Here is a 17,353-nt window from a genome sequence, read left to right as displayed (position 1 = left end):
TTTATTCATCCTCAACAGAAGCCCGCTGAGGTTTGCGTCGGGCGGACTTGCGGCCATAATGACGGCCTTGAATTTTCCCCAGACTCTGAAGGATCGCCTGTGAGCCAGTCCCTGATCGCTGCCCTGCAAAACCCGGCCCTCTACCCGCATCCCGTAGAAGGGTTTCAGGTCATCGAAACCCATATTTCCTGGGTGCTGCTCACCGGCCCCTATGCTTATAAAGTGAAGAAGCCAGTGAATTTCGGCTTCCTCGACTTCACCAGCCTCCAGGCTCGCGAGCATTTCTGCGCTGAAGAGCTGCGCCTGAACCAGCGCCTGACCCATGATTTGTATCTTGAAGTGTTGCCGATCACTGGTAGCGCCGAGGCGCCACAACTGGGTGGCGATGGTCCGGTTGTCGATTACGCCCTGAAAATGCGTCAATTCCCACAAAGCCAATTGCTCAGCACCTTGCAAGCCAACGGTGAATTGACCACCACGCACATCGACGAGATGGCCGCGCAGATCGCTCAATTCCACCTCAGCGCGCCGAAAGTACCTGCCGAACATGAAGCTGGCACACCGGACAGCGTCATGGCGCCGGTACGGCAGAACTTCGAACAGATCCGCCCGTTCCTCAGCGACAAGGCCGATCTGCTGCAACTCGAGGCGCTGCAAGCCTGGGCCGAAAGCAGCTTCGAACGCCTCAAGCCGCTGTTCGCCCAGCGCAAGGCCGACGGTTTCATTCGTGAATGCCACGGTGACATTCACTTGGGCAACGCCACCGTCATCGACGGCAACGTGGTGATCTTCGACTGCATCGAGTTCAACGAACCGTTCCGCTTCACCGACGTTTACGCCGATACCGGCTTCCTGGCCATGGACCTGGAAGACCGTGGCCTGAAGTGCCTGGCGCGCCGTTTCATCAGCCAATACCTGGAACTGACCGGCGACTATCAGGGCCTTGAGCTGCTGAACTTCTACAAAGCCTACCGCGCACTGGTTCGCGCCAAGGTCAGCCTGTTCAGCATGCCCGCCGAGGCCGATCCGGTGCAGCGCGCCACCACCCTGCGTCAGTACCGCAACTACGCCAACCTAGCGGAAAGCTATAGCACCATTCCTTTGCGCTTCCTGGCGATTACTCATGGTGTTTCCGCTGTCGGCAAGAGTCACGTGGCCATGCGCCTGGTGGAAGCGCTGGGCGCCATTCGCTTGCGTTCCGATGTCGAACGCAAGCGTATGTTCGGCGAGCAAACCGTACCGAATGACCCGCAGGCCGGCATCTATAGTGCTGACGCCAGCGCTGCCACCTACAGCCGTCTGCATGAAGTTGCCGGTGTGATTCTGCGGGCCGGTTTTCCGGTGGTGGTCGATGCCACGTACCTCAAGCGCGACCAACGCGATGGCGCGGCAAAAATCGCCGAAGCCACGGGCGCGCCGTTCCTGATCCTCGACTGCGACGCACCGCAAGCGGTGATCGAGAGCTGGTTGAAGCAACGTCAAGCAGACAATAACGATCCGTCCGACGCCAACCTGACCGTTATCGCCGCCCAGCAAGCCAGCCGCGAGGCCCTGACGCCAGCAGAAATCCTCTGCAGTAAACGCGTCCAGACCAATGAAAGCGGCACGCTCGATACCGTCGTTGCGCAGATTCGCCAACGTCTGCCAGGCCTGTAAGAAACTATTTCAACCGTGAAGCCTTTACCGGCTTCACGGCCGTCAAATAGTGGCACTATACTGGCGTCATAAAACCATCAGGTGATGCGACATGAGCCAGCCGAAACTTCTCGACACCCCGCTTTATGCCTTGCTGCACAAAGACGACATCACAGGCTTTAACAATGAACGCCCGAAAGATGGACCTATCGACATGGTCGGTGGCGACTTCCGTGGTCTCGATCTTCGTGAGCTGAACGCCGACGGTATTGACTTCACAGATGCCTATTTCCGCTCTGCCGACTTGCGCGGTATCGACTTTCGCAACTCGTCCCTGGAAGGTGCGAGCCTGGCTCACGCGCAGATCTCAGGCGCCTACTTTCCGCCTGAGCTGAGTGCCGATGAGATTCTGATGTCGATGAATTTCGGGACGCGACTGCGTTATCGCACCCACTGAAAGCGACGTTCTATCAAGTCCGGCGCCCCTGCTTTGCGCCGGACTCTGTACTTTTTTACCCTGAAACTCAATCCTCCGCCCGTCTTCCGACGGCACTCGCAGCCTTTTCACGCCGCTTCTTGAGCCCGCTTCTTAGAAGCTTTTGCGTCGAAACCGACCAAACAATCACGCTTTTCTTACTGATGGCTACACTGCTGAGAGGCTCGCCCACGCACCGTTCGGCTGTCGCAAGGAGGCTTGATGAATGATGAACTGCAACACCTGAAAAATCTTGGCAAGACGTCGGCGCAATGGCTGCATGCCGTGGGCATCCACAGTGCCTCGGACTTGCGTCGGCTGGGAGCTGTGGATGCTTATCGGGCTGTGCGCACGCGCGGTTTTCGGGCTTCCAAGGTGTTGTTGTATGCGATCGAAGGCGCATTGATGGATGTTCACTGGAACGACATTCCCGCCGAACGCAAGGAAGCCTTGAACAAACAGCTGGACGCTATCTCGTCACGCCACAAGATTTGAATAGGTAATTACGCTTACACACAGCCTGAAGACTAATGATTGCAGGGCCTTCACCAAGGGAACTGGTGAGATCCACAGAAATTAAAAATCAGCGGTTGACTTGGTAATGAGAATCGCTATGATTATCACAACTGGTCGCGAGACTGGTCGATATTCTGAAAAGCCCTTGGTTCGGACTCTCAGATTATCTCCTCATCAGGCTAATCACGGTTATTTGACCCGGCTCTTGCCGGGTCTTTTTTTGCCTGTGGAAACTTGCCAGGTTTTACTGCCCTGACTGCTTGCCGAACTGTTTACGCATTTGCGCGCAGTAATCCTGCGGTGGCGTGGCGGGCGTATACCAGACGTAATCGGCCATGACCGGCGTGACCTCAGCACCTTCCTCTGCCAGCATCAATACCGTTGGCGCTTCAGGTCCACCCAGATCCAGCACATGGATCGGCACCCCGACATCCTTGCGTGCGTGGTACGCGCCGGCAAACAGCAGTGAAGGCGTCGGTGCGGCCAGGAATCGCCCGGCCATCCGCCGATCACGCTGCTGCTGGACGGCCAGCATCGCGGGCATTTGCGATGTGGGCAGCAAGCCGCAGTGGGAATCGCTGATTTGTGCCAGCAACGCCTCCTTGACCATCGGGGCGTTGGAGCGCGAACCGCTCAATGTCGGCGGTTTGACATAGACAGCACGGACTTCAAGCGAATCCAGATTGGCCGCCAGCAACGGGTACGGCTGAGTCAGGGCAAAACCAACAATCGGCCCGTACAGATTCCAGTCCCAACCCGATTGCCAGGCCAATGCATTGGGCAAGTCAGCGGGTAGCGGTGAAGAGTGCCTGACGTGATCGACGCGCGCTTGCTGATCCGGCGTGAGCATTTCCAGCAGCAAACTGCCTTGGGGGCGCCGCTCACCCAGTGCCTGTAATAACCACAATTGCAGTTGATGGTGATCACGATTGTCATGCTGCTCGCCGACGATCAACCGCGAAGGCTTGGCTAACCGTGCAAGCAGTTCCTGCGCGGTCAGGGTTTGACCGCTGCGCAGGTCCCGGATCTCACCGCTGACGGGTGGCGGTACCACCGGCACATGCTGACAAGCACTCAGTAACAGCACAGCCAGGATCACCATCACACGCATGTTCTCACCTCGATGGAATGCTCAGCGGGCGATGATCAACGGATGCCCACGCTCCGGGTGCGGTTGCACCAGTACTTCCAGCCCGAACACGGCCTTGAGCGGTTCCGGACGCAATACCTGCTCCGGCGTATCCAGCGCCACGGGACGCCCACCTTCGAGCAGTAACAGACGATCACAATAGCGTGCCGCCAGGTTCAGATCATGCAGGATCACCAGCACCGCCGCACCACGATCGGCGAACTCGCGCACCGCTTGCAGCGTGGTGTGTTGATGCAGCGGGTCGAGCATCGATGTCGGTTCATCGAGCAATAGCGTTTGCCCCGCCGCCCCCGGCCAGAGCTGCGCCAGGACCCGTGCCAGATGCACCCGCTGACGCTCACCGCCAGACAGCGCCAGATAGCTGCGACCACTCAGGTGCCGCGCATCGGCCGCATGCAGCGCGGCGGCGACGATCTCGTCATCCCGGACCCGGCCGCTTTGATAAGGCAGACGGCCCATGCCGACCACTTCTTCGACGCGAAAGGCAAAGTCCAGGGTCGACACCTGCGGCAACACCGCCAATCGTTGGGCTCGCTGCGCCCCGGCCCAATGCCTCAGCTCGCGCTCATCGAGCCAGACACTGCCGTGGTCGGCATGCAATTCGCCGCATAGGGCGCCGAGCAAAGTGCTTTTGCCGGCACCGTTGGGGCCCAGCACGCCGAGGACTTCGCCCGGTTTGAGTTCAAGGGTGATGTCTGTGAGAACAATCTTTCGACCGCGCCGGATTTGCAGGTTCTGCGCTCGCAACATCAGGCGCGCCCTCTGAGCAGTAGATACAGAAAGAACGGTGCGCCGATGAAGGCCGTGACGATCCCGATCGGCAACTCGGCCGGCGCCAGGGCCAGTCGCGCCACCAGATCGGCAAACAGTAAGAGACTGGCCCCTGCCAATACCGACGCCGGCAACAGCACCCGATGATCGGGGCCGGCCAGCAACCGCACCAGATGCGGCACCACCAGTCCGACAAACCCGATCATCCCCGCCGCCGCGACTGCCGCGCCGACCCCCAGCGCCGTGCAAAACACCAATTCGCGCTTGAGGCTTTCGACGTCGATACCCAAATGACCAGCCTCCGACTCCCCCAGCAGCATTGCATTCAAGGCCTTGGCCCGACGCGGCAACCACAGCGCCACACCGGCGCTCACCAGCAGCAACGGCCAAAGTCGCGAATAACTGGCGCCGTTCAGGCTGCCCAGGTTCCAGAACATCAGGGTACGCAGGGTCGCGTCATCCGCCAGATAGGTGAATAGCCCGACCGCTGAACCGGCCAGGGCAGTCAATGCAATACCGGCCAGCAGCATGGTGGCGACGTTGGTCTGACCATTGCGCCGCCCGAGCCGATAAACCAGCGCCGTCACACCCAGCCCACCAATAAACGCGCACACCGACAACAGATAAGGGCCGAAGGATTCAGGCAGACCGCCGAACACCGAACCGCCGACAATTGCGATGGCTGCGCCCAATGCCGCGCCACTGGACACCCCCACCAACCCCGGATCGGCCAGAGGGTTGCGAAACAAGCCCTGCATCGCCACGCCGGACAGCGCCAGCACGCCGCCCACGGCCAAGCCCAGCAAGGTTCGCGGCAAGCGAATCTGCCCCAGGATCAGCTCGGCCTGCTCCAGCCCGTCGGGCGCGATTGGTAAACCAATCACTCGCAACGCCGCGCGCAACGTGTCGAACAACGGCAGACTCACCGGCCCCAACGCCAGCGACAACCAGATCGCCAGCAAACACAACAGGCTCAGGCCAATGAACAACGCACGGGGTTTAACCAGAAAGATCATTGGCCTGTCGTACCGGGGGGATAGAACGCACAGAACGCAGCAACGCGGGTACTCAGGCGCATAAACAGCTTCCTTTAAAGGTTTCCCGGGCATCGAGATGACAGGCCAAGTATCCTCGGCATCCGGCAGTCGCCCTGTGGGCGAGCGGCCATTTGATGATTGCTTGCATTTGAACGTCAAGCTCGGACATATCGGGTCACGAGCCGTGGGACTTGAGGATAGACATGAAGTTTCTTTGCGCGGGGGCCGAATTGGCCGATGCCAGCAGTCGCGGTTTCGACGTCGACGGCCAGAAGCTCCTGGCCGTGCGCCGGGGCGGTCGGGTGTATGTGTATGAAAATCGCTGCCCGCACCGGGGTGTCGGACTGGAATGGAAACCCGACCAGTTTCTCGACCCCAGCAACAGTCTGATCCAGTGCGCCACCCATGGCGCACTGTTTCTGATCGAAGACGGCGAATGCGTTGCCGGTCCTTGCGCCGGGCAATCCCTGACCACCATCCCCTGCCGCGAAGACGAGCAAGGCATCTGGGTCACGCTCTAACCGTTTAACAAAACATCCAGCCGCCGATCGACCACCATCTCTTCGTGGGTCAAATGCACGCCATACGCCAGCACTTCGACCCCACACGCCACCGCTTCGCGTAACGCCGCCGCGTAGGCCGAATCGATTTCTTCAGCAGGACGCACGGAGTCGATGCCGGTCAGGTTCACGCAATACAACTGCACGGCACGAATCCCGTCCCGGGCCAAATGCGCCAACTCGCGCAAATGCTTGGCTCCGCGCTGGGTCACCGCATCGGGAAACGCCGCCACCAACGAGCCATCGAAGCCCAGGGTGACGCTTTTGACTTCCACATACGCTGGCCCGCTCGGGTAATCGAGACGGAAATCGATACGGCTGCTTTCCTGACCGTAGGCCACTTCGCGCTTCAGCTCGGTAAAGCCGTTCAGCTCGGTGATGACATTGGCCCGCAACGCCTCCTCGATCAAACCGTTGGCGCGCCCGGTGTTTACGCAAAACAGCCGCCCCTGTGGGGTTTCCCCGACTTCCCAGGTGCCGGGCAGCTTACGCTTGGGGTCATTGGAACGGCTGAACCAGACCTGCCCGCCTTCGACTTGGCAATTAAGCATCGAACCGGTGTTAGGGCAGTGAATGGTCAGCAACTCGCCGCTAACGGTTTCAATATCGGCAAGAAAACGTTTGTAGCGACGAATCAAGCGACCTTCTTCGAGGGGAGGATGAAAACGCATCAGCCTTGCCAGCTCCGCAAACCACGAGCGATACGCTCAACCGCTTCCTGCAAGCGTGGAAGACTTTGGGTGTAGGCAAACCGCACATGATGCCCGGCCTGATAGCGCCCGAAGTCCAGGCCAGGCGTAATCGCAACGTGCTCGGTTTCGAGGAAATGCCGGCAGAACGCGAAGGCATCGCCGCCGAATTTGCTGATATCAGCGTACAAGTAGAACGCACCTTCCGGTTCTACAGCGATACCGAACCCCAACTCCCTCAAGGCCGGCAGCAGGAAATCACGACGTCGGCCGAACTCGGCGCGGCGCTCCTCGAAAATTTGGATGGTGGCGGGTTCGAAGCAAGCCAAGGCGGCGTGCTGGGCCATGCTCGGCGCGCTGATGTAGAGGTTTTGGGCGAGCTTCTCCAGCTCACCGACCGCCGCTTCTGGCGCTACCAGCCAACCGAGGCGCCAGCCAGTCATGCCGAAATACTTGGAAAAACTATTGAGGACGAAGGCGCTGTCATCGACTTCCAGCACACTGGCCGCATCCGTGCCGTAAGTCAGGCCATGGTAGATCTCGTCGACCACCAAATGGCCGTGGCGGGCCTTGATCGCTGCAGAGAGCCCGGCCAACTCGTCGCGGGTCAGGATGGTCCCGGTCGGGTTGGCCGGCGATGCCACCAGGGCGCCGACGCTGTCGTGATCCCAGTGACGTGCGACCAGGTCCGGAGTCAGCTGATAACGCACGTCCGGGCCGACCGGCACCAGTTGCGCCGCGCCTTCCACCAACCGCAGGAAGTGCCGGTTGCACGGGTAACCCGGGTCTGCCAGCAGCCAATGCTTGCCTGGGTCCACCAACAATGCACTGGCCAACAGCAACGCGCCTGAACCGCCGGGCGTGATGAGAATGCGTTGCGGATCGATGTTCAGCCCGTAACGCTGCTGATAAAACCCCGAAATGGCCTCGCGCAGCTCGGGAATGCCGCGGGCAGCGGTGTAACGGGTCTTCCCCGCCGTCAGCGCGGCTTGGCCGGCCTGGATGATCGGCTCGGCGGTGGTGAAGTCCGGCTCGCCGATTTCCAGGTGAATCACGTCGTGGCCGGCTGCTTGCAGCTCGTTGGCCCGCGCCAGCAGGGCCATAACGTGAAATGGTTCGATAGCGCGACTGCGCGCACTGTAGGACAGAGCCATTAGCCTTCCTTACAACGGGAAAAGAATCGATTCTACCCAAGCGCAGGAACGAGCGAGAACCTAAAGCGGTCAGAGCCCATATAACGCTGGTCTCAAACGGTTCAAGCGTATGCTCCAGGTTTGACTAAAATCAATAATTGATCAGGTCTCCAGAGCCACCAGGCAAGGCTTTGCAATCTTTTGCAAGCGCCACGGGCCGCGGGCTCGACATCCGGGAGTAGCGCGGTCCGATTTGATCTGGTAAGTTCGCCCGCTTGCAGCCGCAGGGCCGGCAGGTGTCGGTGATGGAGCAATCCTGCGCAATGGATTACAAGAGTAGAGGCGGTCCATTTCATGCCCACCCAAGCAAAGCAACAGCAGAACCAGTCGATCAGCGGCTTCGAACCCTACAAAGAAGTGAAGGGCGAAGAGTACATGGGCAAGCCCATGCGCGCTCACTTCACCAAGATCCTGAACAAGTGGAAACAGGACTTGATGCAGGAAGTCGACCGTACTGTTGATCACATGAAAGACGAAGCGGCCAACTTCCCTGACCCGGCAGATCGTGCCAGCCAGGAAGAAGAATTCAGCCTCGAATTGCGCGCCCGCGACCGCGAGCGCAAGCTGATCAAGAAAATCGACAAAACCCTGCAATTGATCGAAGACGAAGAATACGGCTGGTGCGAGTCCTGCGGCGTCGAAATCGGCGTCAAGCGACTGGAAGCCCGCCCTACCGCCGACATGTGCGTTGACTGCAAGACCCTGGCGGAAATCAAGGAAAAGCAAGTCGGCAAGTAATCTTTGCGACTTGAACGAAGAACGGAGCGTGCGAACGCTCCGTTTTTTGTTTCTGAATTTCGCCTCGGCAGAAAACCTGTGGGAGCTAGCCTGCTCGCGAATGCGGTGTGTCAGGCAACGCTAATGTTGGAGCTGATGACCCCTTCGCGAGCAGGCTCGCTCCCACAGGGACTTGCGCACGACCAGAGAAAGTAACATTCGTCCATGACTGCCACGACTTCCCCTCTCTACATCGGGCGTTTCGCTCCCACACCCAGCGGGCATCTGCATTTCGGTTCGCTGGTCGCAGCCTTGGCCTCCTATCTCGACGCCCGTTCGGTCGGCGGTCGCTGGCTGGTGCGCATGGAAGACCTTGATCCGCCACGGGAAGAACCCGGCGCTCAGGCGGCGATTCTCAAGGCCCTGGAAAGCTACGGCTTCGAGTGGGATGGCGACATGGTCCGACAGAGCGAGCGGCACGCGGCCTATGACGAAGTCATCAATCGCCTGTTCAATCAAGGCCTGGCCTACGCCTGCACCTGCTCGCGCAAGCAACTGGAGCCGTATCACGGCATCTATCCCGGGTTCTGCCGCAATGCGGGGCACGGCACCGAGAACGCCGCGATCCGCCTGCGTGTACCGGAGCTGGAATACCACTTCATCGACCGGGTGCAGGGCGAGTTCCGTCAACACCTGGGCCGGGAAGTCGGCGATTTCGTGATTCGTCGCCGCGACGGGCTCTACGCCTATCAATTGGCGGTGGTGCTGGACGACGCTTGGCAAGGCATCACCGATATCGTACGAGGCGCCGATTTGCTGGATTCCACGCCGCGCCAGCTCTATCTGCAAGAACTGCTGGGCCTGCCGCAACCACGCTACCTGCACATCCCGCTGATTACCCAGCCGGACGGCCACAAACTCGGCAAATCCTATCGCTCGCCGCCGCTGACCGAAGATCAGGCCACGCCGCTGTTGCTGCGCGCACTGCGGGCGCTGGGGCACCAACCTGCGATCGAACTGAATGACGCCACGCCACGGGAAGTGCTGAACTGGGGAATTGCCCACTGGGATGCATCGCTGATCCCGCGCACACTGACGTTGCCTGAAGCGCAACTGCAGTGATGCCACTTGCAGTGGCGCGCCCATCCGTTACCATCGCCGCACGTTTTCGGGCACGCGCATAAAAAGAGAGGCCGGGATGTACATCTATCGCTTGGTCCTGCTCCTGGTAGTGGGGATTTATCTGTTCTCCCCGGCCATCATGGATTGGTGGATCGACGCCACGGGCGCCTGGTATCGCCCTTATTTGCTCTGGCTGATTCTGATTGTCGTGACCTTCATTCTGCAGAGCCAAAAAGATGCCGATGAGCTTTAGCCTGACCCAGATGATCCTGATCAGCGCCGCGTACCTGGCGGTGCTGTTCGGCGTGGCCTGGATCAGCGAACGGGGCATGATCCCTCGGGCGATCATTCGCCACCCGCTGACGTACACCCTGTCGCTGGGCGTTTACGCCAGTGCCTGGGCTTTTTACGGCACGGTGGGCCTGGCCTATCAGTACGGCTACGGTTTTCTGTCCAGCTACCTCGGGGTTTCCGGGGCCTTTCTGCTGGCACCGGTGCTGTTGTACCCGATCCTGAAAATCACCCGCACTTATCAGCTCTCGTCCCTGGCCGACTTGTTCGCGTTTCGGTTCCGCAGCACCTGGGCCGGCGCACTGACGACAATTTTCATGTTGATCGGCGTGCTGCCGTTGCTGGCGTTGCAGATTCAGGCAGTGGCCGATTCCATCAGCATCCTCACCCGCGAGCCGGTGCAGCATCGCGTGGCCTTGAGCTTCTGCGCACTGATTACGCTGTTCACGATTTTCTTCGGCTCGCGCCACATCGCTACCCGCGAGAAACATGAAGGCCTGGTGTTTGCGATTGCCTTCGAGTCGGTGATCAAACTGATCGCGATTGGCGGCGTCGGTCTGTATGCGCTTTATGGCGTGTTCGACGGCCCGCAGCAGCTGGAGCTGTGGCTGCTGCAAAACCAGACCGCCCTCGCCGCCCTGCATACGCCTTTGCAGGAAGGCCCGTGGCGCACGCTGCTGCTGGTGTTCTTCGCCTCGGCGATCGTGATGCCGCACATGTACCACATGACCTTTACCGAAAACCTCAACCCGCGCTCGCTGGTCAGTGCGAGCTGGGGTTTGCCGCTGTTTCTGCTGTTGATGAGCCTCGCCGTACCGCTGATTCTCTGGGCCGGGCTGAAACTCGGCGCCACGACCAATCCGGAATACTTCACCCTGGGCATCGGCATCGCCGCCAACAGCAAAGCCCTGGCGCTACTGGCGTATGTCGGCGGATTGTCGGCGGCCAGCGGCCTGATCATCGTCACCACGCTGGCGCTGTCCGGCATGGCGCTGAACCATCTGGTGCTGCCGCTCTATCAGCCGCCGGCCGAAGGCAATATTTACCGTTGGCTGAAATGGACCCGCCGGGCGCTGATCGTCGCGATCATCATGGCCGGCTACGGTTTCTACCTGATGCTGGGTGCCGAGCAGGATCTGGCCAACCTCGGCATCGTCGCCTTCGTCGCCACGTTGCAGTTCCTGCCGGGCGTGTTGTCGGTGTTGTACTGGCCGACCGCCAACCGTCGCGGCTTCATCGCAGGCCTGTTGGCGGGGATTCTGGTGTGGCTGGTGACCATGCTGCTGCCGCTGGTCGGCAATCTGCAAGGCTTCTACATTCCGCTGTTGAACATGATTTACGTGCTGGACGACACCAGTTGGCACATGGCAGCAATCGCCTCGCTGGCCGCCAACGTGCTGATGTTCACCCTGATCTCGTTGTTCACCAACGCCAGCCCCGAAGAGGCCAGCGCCGCCGAAGCCTGCGCGGTGGACAACGTTCGTCGCCCGCAACGCCGCGAACTGCATGCCGCCTCGCCCCAGGAATTTGCCACACAGCTTGCAAAACCATTGGGCGCCAAGGCCGCGCAGAAAGAAGTCGAACAGGCGCTGCGTGACCTCTATCTGCCGTTCGATGAACGCCGGCCATACGCCTTGCGCCGCCTGCGTGACCGTATCGAAGCCAACCTCTCCGGCCTGATGGGGCCGAGCGTGGCGCAGGACATGGTCGAAACCTTCCTGCCCTACAAGGCTGGCGGCGAAAACTACGTCACCGAAGACATCCACTTCATCGAAAGCCGCCTTGAGGACTACCACTCGCGCCTCACCGGTCTTGCCGCCGAACTCGATGCCCTGCGCCGCTACCACCGCCAGACCTTGCAGGAATTGCCGATGGGCGTGTGCTCGCTGGCCAAGGATCAGGAAATCCTCATGTGGAACAAAGCCATGGAGGAACTGACCGGAATCGCCGCGCAGCGTGTGGTTGGTTCGCGCCTGAGTACCATTGCCGATCCGTGGAAAGAGCTGCTGCAGGGCTTCATCAATTTGCCGGACGAGCATTTGCACAAACAACACCTGGCCCTCGACGGCCAGACCCGCTGGCTGAACCTGCACAAAGCGGCGATCGATGAACCGTTGGCGCCAGGTAACAGCGGCCTGGTGCTGCTGGTGGAAGACTTGACCGAAACCCAGATGCTCGAAGACAAACTGGTGCACTCCGAGCGCCTGGCCAGCATCGGTCGACTGGCAGCCGGCGTGGCTCATGAAATCGGCAACCCGATCACCGGCATTGCCTGTCTCGCGCAAAACTTGCGCGAAGAGCGTGAGGAGGATGCCGAACTCACGGAGATCAGTGGGCAAATTCTCGAGCAGACCAAACGCGTATCACGCATTGTTCAGTCGCTGATGAGCTTCGCCCACGCCGGCAGTCATCAGCACAGCGACGAGCCCGTCTGTCTGGCGGAAGTGGCCCAGGACGCCATCGGCCTGCTGGCCCTGAACCGGCGCAATTTCGAAGTACAGTTCTACAACCTGTGCGACCCCGATCACTGGGTCGAAGGCGACCCGCAGCGTCTGGCCCAGGTATTGATCAATCTGCTCTCAAACGCACGCGATGCCTCGCCTCCAGGCAGTGCGGTGCGAGTCAAGAGCGAAGCCGGCGAACACACGGTCGATCTGATCGTCGAAGACGAAGGCAGCGGTATTCCCTCGAGCATCATGGACCGATTGTTCGAACCTTTCTTCACCACCAAAGACCCTGGCGAAGGCACCGGTCTGGGCCTTGCACTGGTCTATTCCATCGTTGAAGAGCATTATGGACAAATCACCATCGACAGCCCGGCTGATGTTCAAAGCCAACGCGGCACCCGTATCCGGGTAACTTTGCCGCGTCATGTCGAAGCGACGTCCGCTGTGAACTGAGACCGTCGAGAGTATCGAATCAATGCCGCACATTTTGATCGTCGAAGACGAAACAATTATCCGCTCCGCCTTGCGCCGTCTGCTGGAACGTAACCAGTACCAGGTCAGCGAAGCCGGATCCGTGCAGGAAGCACAAGAGCGTTTCAGCATCCCCACATTTGACCTGATCGTCAGCGACCTGCGTCTGCCGGGCGCCCCCGGTACCGAGTTGATCAAACTTGGCCAGGGCACTCCAGTGCTGATCATGACCAGTTACGCCAGCCTGCGTTCGGCTGTCGACTCCATGAAGATGGGCGCGGTGGATTACATCGCCAAGCCTTTCGATCACGACGAAATGCTCCAGGCCGTCGCGCGAATCCTGCGTGACCGGCAATCGGCGCAAGTCAGCGGTGAACCGGTCGTCGGCAAAACGACCAATGGCGCCGCGAAAAACGGTGTCGACAACAGTAACGGCGAGATCGGCATTATCGGCTCATGCCCGCCGATGCAAGACCTGTACAGCAAGATCCGCAAAGTCGCGCCGACCGATTCCAATGTCCTGATCCAGGGTGAATCCGGTACCGGTAAAGAACTGGTAGCACGCGCCCTGCACAACCTGTCCAAACGCGCCAAGGCACCGATGATCTCGGTGAACTGCGCGGCCATTCCGGAAAGCCTGATCGAGTCCGAACTGTTCGGCCACGAAAAAGGCGCGTTCACCGGCGCCAGCGCCGGGCGTGCCGGGTTGGTGGAAGCGGCGGACGGCGGCACCTTGTTCCTCGATGAAATCGGTGAACTGCCACTGGAAGCCCAGGCCCGCCTGCTGCGTGTGTTGCAGGAAGGGGAAATCCGCCGGGTCGGTTCGGTACAGTCGCAGAAGGTTGATGTACGCCTGATTGCCGCGACCCACCGGGACCTCAAGAGCCTGGCGAAGATCGGCCAGTTCCGTGAAGACTTGTATTACCGCCTTCACGTGATCGCCTTGAAGCTGCCGGCCCTTCGTGAGCGCGGCGCGGACGTCAATGAAATTGCCACTGCATTCCTCGCGCGGCAGAGCGCACGGGTCAACCGCACCGATCTGAAATTCGCCCTGGACGCGGAACAGGCGATTCGGCATTACTCCTGGCCGGGTAACGTTCGCGAACTGGAAAACGCGGTCGAACGCGCGGTGATCCTGTGCGAAAGCCCGGAGATTTCCGCCGAGCTGCTGGGCATCGACATCGAACTGAGCGATCTGGATGACGACGACTTCATTGGCCTGGCGCCCCAGCAGGGCAACGGCGCCGGTAACACCAGCCACGAACCGACCGAAGATTTGTCCCTGGAAGACTACTTCCAGCATTTCGTTCTCGAGCATCAAGACCACATGACCGAAACCGAACTGGCCCGCAAACTCGGGGTCAGCCGCAAATGCCTGTGGGAACGCCGTCAGCGCCTGGGCATTCCGCGGCGCAAGACCGGGGTGGCCAGCGAGAGCTGAACCGCACCTGTCGGATGTGCGGGTAACACATGACATTGTGAAAAAACTGTTACCTCAGCTTTTTCGCGTAACAGAAGCCGGGGCTTACGGTAACGAAGCCCCGGTTTTTTTGGGCCTCGAAAAACACCATCAGTCCGCCTAACCCCTTGTTTTACTGGGCCTCACAAAAGTTGGCACGCACCCTGCTATATGTTTGGTACAAGAACAATAACAAGCAATGTACAAGACAATAAAAATAAGACGAATCGACTCACGCACAATAAAAACAAGACGGCGAGAGGCGTAGCTAACTGATTCTTTTGGAGAGGCGTTGCATTTGGGGCTTGCCCCACGACCAGGCCGAGAACAATAAAAACTGTCCCGAGACAGTGCCTGAACTGGTTGGATCGAACGATCACAGCAACACAGCGACCAAAGCAATCCGTTTGCTCTTGGCTCCCGATTGGGAGGGTCATGAAGGAAAACTTCATGGCGAGGGCGCTCAACAAAAACAAGAAGCCCGAAACCAATAATAAAAATAGAGCATGCAACTACTTCTTGGGGAGCTTCGGCTCCCCTTGTGGTTTCTTGTGGCGAGGGGGCTTGTCGGAACGCCGCATCGCCCCGTTGGGTTGCGAAGCAGCCCCAAGCTCTTGAGCGTTTCCGAAATCATGCCAGTGCTGCGCACTGGAACGGGGGCAAGCCCCCTCGCCACACGGCAGTTGCTACAAAACCCCATGCCAGACATCCCCTTCACACGCTTGCGCAGCTTCCTACACCATCCCCCGACTAAATGCTAGAATCCCCGCCCATCATGCGGTCATTCTTCGTTATGGCCGAACATTCCTTCAAACAGTGCATCCCATGCTGAAGAAGTTGTTCCAGTCATTCCGTTCTCCCAAGCGTCATACGCAACACATTCGCAGTACGCCTGAAGTGCTCAACAGCGGCCAACATTCGCTGCAAAAGGCACAATTCAGCCGTTACGCGGTGAATATCGTCGAACGCCTGCAGAACGCCGGTTACCAGGCTTACCTGGTCGGCGGCTGTGTGCGTGACATGCTGCTCGGCATCACGCCGAAAGATTTCGACGTCGCCACCAGCGCCACGCCTGAACAGGTACGCGCCGAATTCCGCAATGCGCGGATCATCGGTCGGCGTTTCAAACTGGTGCATATCCACTTTGGCCGCGAAATCATTGAAGTCGCGACCTTCCGCGCCAACCACCCGCAAAACGACGAAGACGAAGACAGCAACCAATCGTCTCGTAACGAAAGCGGGCGCATTCTGCGCGACAACGTCTACGGCACCCTGGAAGAAGACGCGCAACGTCGCGACTTCACCATCAACGCCTTGTATTACGATCCGGTCAGCGAGCGCATTCTCGACTACGCCAACGGCGTACACGACATCCGCAATCATCTGATCCGCCTGATCGGCGACCCGAAGCAACGCTACCAGGAAGACCCGGTGCGGATGCTGCGGGCCGTGCGTTTCGCCGCCAAGCTGAATTTCGGCATCGAAAAACACAGCGCCACGCCGATCCGCGAACTGGCGCCGTTGCTGCGCGAGATCCCGTCGGCTCGTCTGTTCGAAGAAGTGCTCAAGTTGTTCCTCTCCGGCTATGCCGCGGACACCTTCGAAATGCTGGTCGACCTGCAGTTGTTCGATCCGCTGTTCCCGGCCAGTGCGGCAGCGTTGGAGTACAACCCGACCTACACGCACACGCTGATCAGTGAAGCGCTGATCAACACGGACCTGCGAATCAAGCAGAACAAGCCGGTCACCCCGGCATTCCTGTTTGCCGCCCTGCTCTGGCCTGCCCTGCCGGCTCGCGTGTTGCGCCTGCAAGAGCGCGGCATGCCGCCGATTCCGGCGATGCAGGAAGCCGCTCACGAATTGATCGCCGAACAGTGCCAGCGCATTGCCATTCCGAAACGCTTCACCATGCCGATTCGCGAGATCTGGGACATGCAGGAGCGTTTGCCACGACGCAGCGGCAAACGCGCCGACCTGTTGCTGGACAACCCGCGGTTCCGCGCCGGTTACGACTTCCTGCTGCTGCGCGAAAGCGCCGGCGAGCAGACCGATGGCCTGGGCGAATGGTGGACCGACTATCAAGACGCCAACGACAGCGAACGCCGGGACATGATCCGCGACCTCAGCGGCAAGGACGAAGGTACCGGTGCTCCGCGCAAACGTCGCCGCAGCGGCGGCGCCAAGCGCAAGCGCGCTGCCGGCGCACCGAGCGCTACAGGCGAGTAAGTCATGGAACGCATCTACATCGGCATGGGCAGCAATCTGGCTGACCCCGCCGAACAGTTGCGCAGCGCTGTCGAAGCGCTGGCGCAATTGCCGCAGACCGAACTGATCGGGGTTTCCGGGTTTTATCAAAGCGACTCGCTGCTACCCGGCCAACCACGTTACACCAACGCGGTCGCCGCGCTCGACAGCAGCCTCGCGCCGCTGGACCTGCTGGATGCGCTGCAAGCCATCGAGAATGGCCAAGGCCGCGAGCGCCTTGAACGCTGGGGCCCGCGCACGCTGGATCTGGACATCGTGCTATTTGGCGATCGACTGATCGACGAACCTCGCCTCAAAGTCCCCCACTATCACCTGCAGGAACGGGCCTTTGTGCTCTATCCGCTGGCCGAGCTGGCACCGGCTGATCTGCGCCTGGCCGATGGCCGGACCCTCACAGCATTGCTCGCCGCCTGCCCGTTCGTCGGGCTGGAACGCATTTCTCACGCCTGACAAATATCCCCTGTGGGAGCGAGCCTGCTCGCGATAACGGACTGACATTCAACAATGTTGACTGAATGACCGCTATCGCGAGCAGGCTCGCTCCCACATTGGTTT

At 59.9% G+C, this 17,353-nt stretch carries 16 protein-coding genes; 11 read left to right on the top strand and 5 right to left on the bottom strand.

From position 1 onward, the window contains the following. The first annotated feature begins 99 nt into the window (after window positions 1-99). The 3 genes from BK662_RS34265 to BK662_RS34275 all read left to right on the top strand — a co-directional run bounded on the left by BK662_RS34265 (window position 100) and on the right by BK662_RS34275 (window position 2,605). A complete protein-coding gene (locus tag BK662_RS34265; protein ID WP_123361259.1) occupies window positions 100-1,656 on the top strand; it encodes a bifunctional aminoglycoside phosphotransferase/ATP-binding protein in 1,557 nt (518 codons plus the stop codon). Between the two features lie 91 nt (window positions 1,657-1,747). Beyond that, window positions 1,748-2,092, top strand: a complete 345-nt coding sequence (locus BK662_RS34270) for a pentapeptide repeat-containing protein (protein WP_123361260.1) — start codon at window positions 1,748-1,750, stop codon at window positions 2,090-2,092. Window positions 2,093-2,332: 240 nt separating this feature from the next. After that, complete coding sequence (locus BK662_RS34275) at window positions 2,333-2,605, top strand: TfoX/Sxy family protein (protein ID WP_007902045.1); 273 nt, start codon at window positions 2,333-2,335, stop codon at window positions 2,603-2,605. A gap of 265 nt (window positions 2,606-2,870) precedes the next feature. Here the strand turns inward: BK662_RS34275 and BK662_RS34280 are convergent, their stop codons facing one another. From BK662_RS34280 to BK662_RS34290, 3 genes are read right to left on the bottom strand one after another with little or no spacing between them, the layout of a single operon-like run. Then, window positions 2,871-3,737 carry a ChaN family lipoprotein gene (locus BK662_RS34280; protein ID WP_123361261.1) on the bottom strand — a complete coding sequence of 289 codons (867 nt, stop codon included), beginning with the start codon at window positions 3,735-3,737 and terminating at the stop codon, window positions 2,871-2,873. Between the two features lie 21 nt (window positions 3,738-3,758). Continuing rightward, window positions 3,759-4,526, bottom strand: a complete 768-nt coding sequence (locus tag BK662_RS34285) for a heme ABC transporter ATP-binding protein (protein WP_123361262.1) — start codon at window positions 4,524-4,526, stop codon at window positions 3,759-3,761. Next, on the bottom strand, window positions 4,526-5,509 hold the full coding sequence (locus BK662_RS34290; protein WP_185047228.1) for a FecCD family ABC transporter permease: 984 nt from the start codon (window positions 5,507-5,509) through the stop codon (window positions 4,526-4,528). Before BK662_RS34290 ends, BK662_RS34285 begins: the two co-directional genes overlap by 1 nt. A 278-nt stretch (window positions 5,510-5,787) precedes the next feature. Between BK662_RS34290 and BK662_RS34295 the strand changes: the two genes are divergently transcribed. Further along, window positions 5,788-6,105 (top strand): Rieske (2Fe-2S) protein, encoded by a 318-nt coding sequence (locus BK662_RS34295; RefSeq protein WP_123361264.1) that lies wholly within the window; start codon window positions 5,788-5,790, stop codon window positions 6,103-6,105. Here BK662_RS34295 and sfsA read toward each other — a convergent pair. Further along, window positions 6,102-6,815, bottom strand: a complete 714-nt coding sequence (gene sfsA / locus BK662_RS34300) for a DNA/RNA nuclease SfsA (RefSeq protein ID WP_123361265.1) — start codon at window positions 6,813-6,815, stop codon at window positions 6,102-6,104. The genes BK662_RS34295 and sfsA overlap by 4 nt on opposite strands. After that, entirely contained in the window at window positions 6,815-7,987 is a 1,173-nt protein-coding gene (locus tag BK662_RS34305) for a pyridoxal phosphate-dependent aminotransferase (protein WP_052967680.1), read from the bottom strand. Before BK662_RS34305 ends, sfsA begins: the two co-directional genes overlap by 1 nt. 333 nt (window positions 7,988-8,320) lie before the next feature. Between BK662_RS34305 and dksA the strand changes: the two genes are divergently transcribed. The 7 genes from dksA to folK all read left to right on the top strand — a co-directional run bounded on the left by dksA (window position 8,321) and on the right by folK (window position 17,248). After that, complete coding sequence (gene dksA / locus BK662_RS34310) at window positions 8,321-8,764, top strand: RNA polymerase-binding protein DksA (RefSeq protein ID WP_030130357.1); 444 nt, start codon at window positions 8,321-8,323, stop codon at window positions 8,762-8,764. 204 nt (window positions 8,765-8,968) lie between these two features. After that, window positions 8,969-9,865, top strand: coding sequence for a tRNA glutamyl-Q(34) synthetase GluQRS (gene gluQRS, locus BK662_RS34315; protein ID WP_123361266.1), 897 nt, complete (start codon window positions 8,969-8,971; stop codon window positions 9,863-9,865). 76 nt (window positions 9,866-9,941) lie between these two features. Next, window positions 9,942-10,118 carry a hypothetical protein gene (locus tag BK662_RS34320; RefSeq protein ID WP_003176118.1) on the top strand — a complete coding sequence of 59 codons (177 nt, stop codon included), beginning with the start codon at window positions 9,942-9,944 and terminating at the stop codon, window positions 10,116-10,118. Next, on the top strand, window positions 10,102-13,056 hold the full coding sequence (locus BK662_RS34325; protein WP_185047227.1) for a sensor histidine kinase: 2,955 nt from the start codon (window positions 10,102-10,104) through the stop codon (window positions 13,054-13,056). The genes BK662_RS34320 and BK662_RS34325 overlap by 17 nt, the downstream gene beginning before the upstream one ends. 22 nt (window positions 13,057-13,078) lie before the next feature. Further along, a complete protein-coding gene (locus BK662_RS34330; protein WP_123361268.1) occupies window positions 13,079-14,515 on the top strand; it encodes a sigma-54-dependent transcriptional regulator in 1,437 nt (478 codons plus the stop codon). Window positions 14,516-15,358: 843 nt separating this feature from the next. Next, the gene (locus BK662_RS34335) at window positions 15,359-16,759 is read left to right on the top strand and encodes a polynucleotide adenylyltransferase PcnB (RefSeq protein WP_123361269.1); all 1,401 of its coding nucleotides are present in this window, start codon (window positions 15,359-15,361) and stop codon (window positions 16,757-16,759) included. Between the two features lie 3 nt (window positions 16,760-16,762). After that, on the top strand, window positions 16,763-17,248 hold the full coding sequence (gene folK / locus BK662_RS34340) for a 2-amino-4-hydroxy-6-hydroxymethyldihydropteridine diphosphokinase (protein ID WP_123361270.1): 486 nt from the start codon (window positions 16,763-16,765) through the stop codon (window positions 17,246-17,248). The last annotated feature ends 105 nt before the right edge of the window (window positions 17,249-17,353 follow it).

The organism is Pseudomonas frederiksbergensis (assembly GCF_003732275.1).
GTDB classification, from domain to species: Bacteria; Pseudomonadota; Gammaproteobacteria; order Pseudomonadales; family Pseudomonadaceae; genus Aquipseudomonas; species Aquipseudomonas frederiksbergensis_H.
Note: the sequence above shows the minus strand (reverse complement) of the source record. Positions and strands in the feature narration are given on the sequence as shown.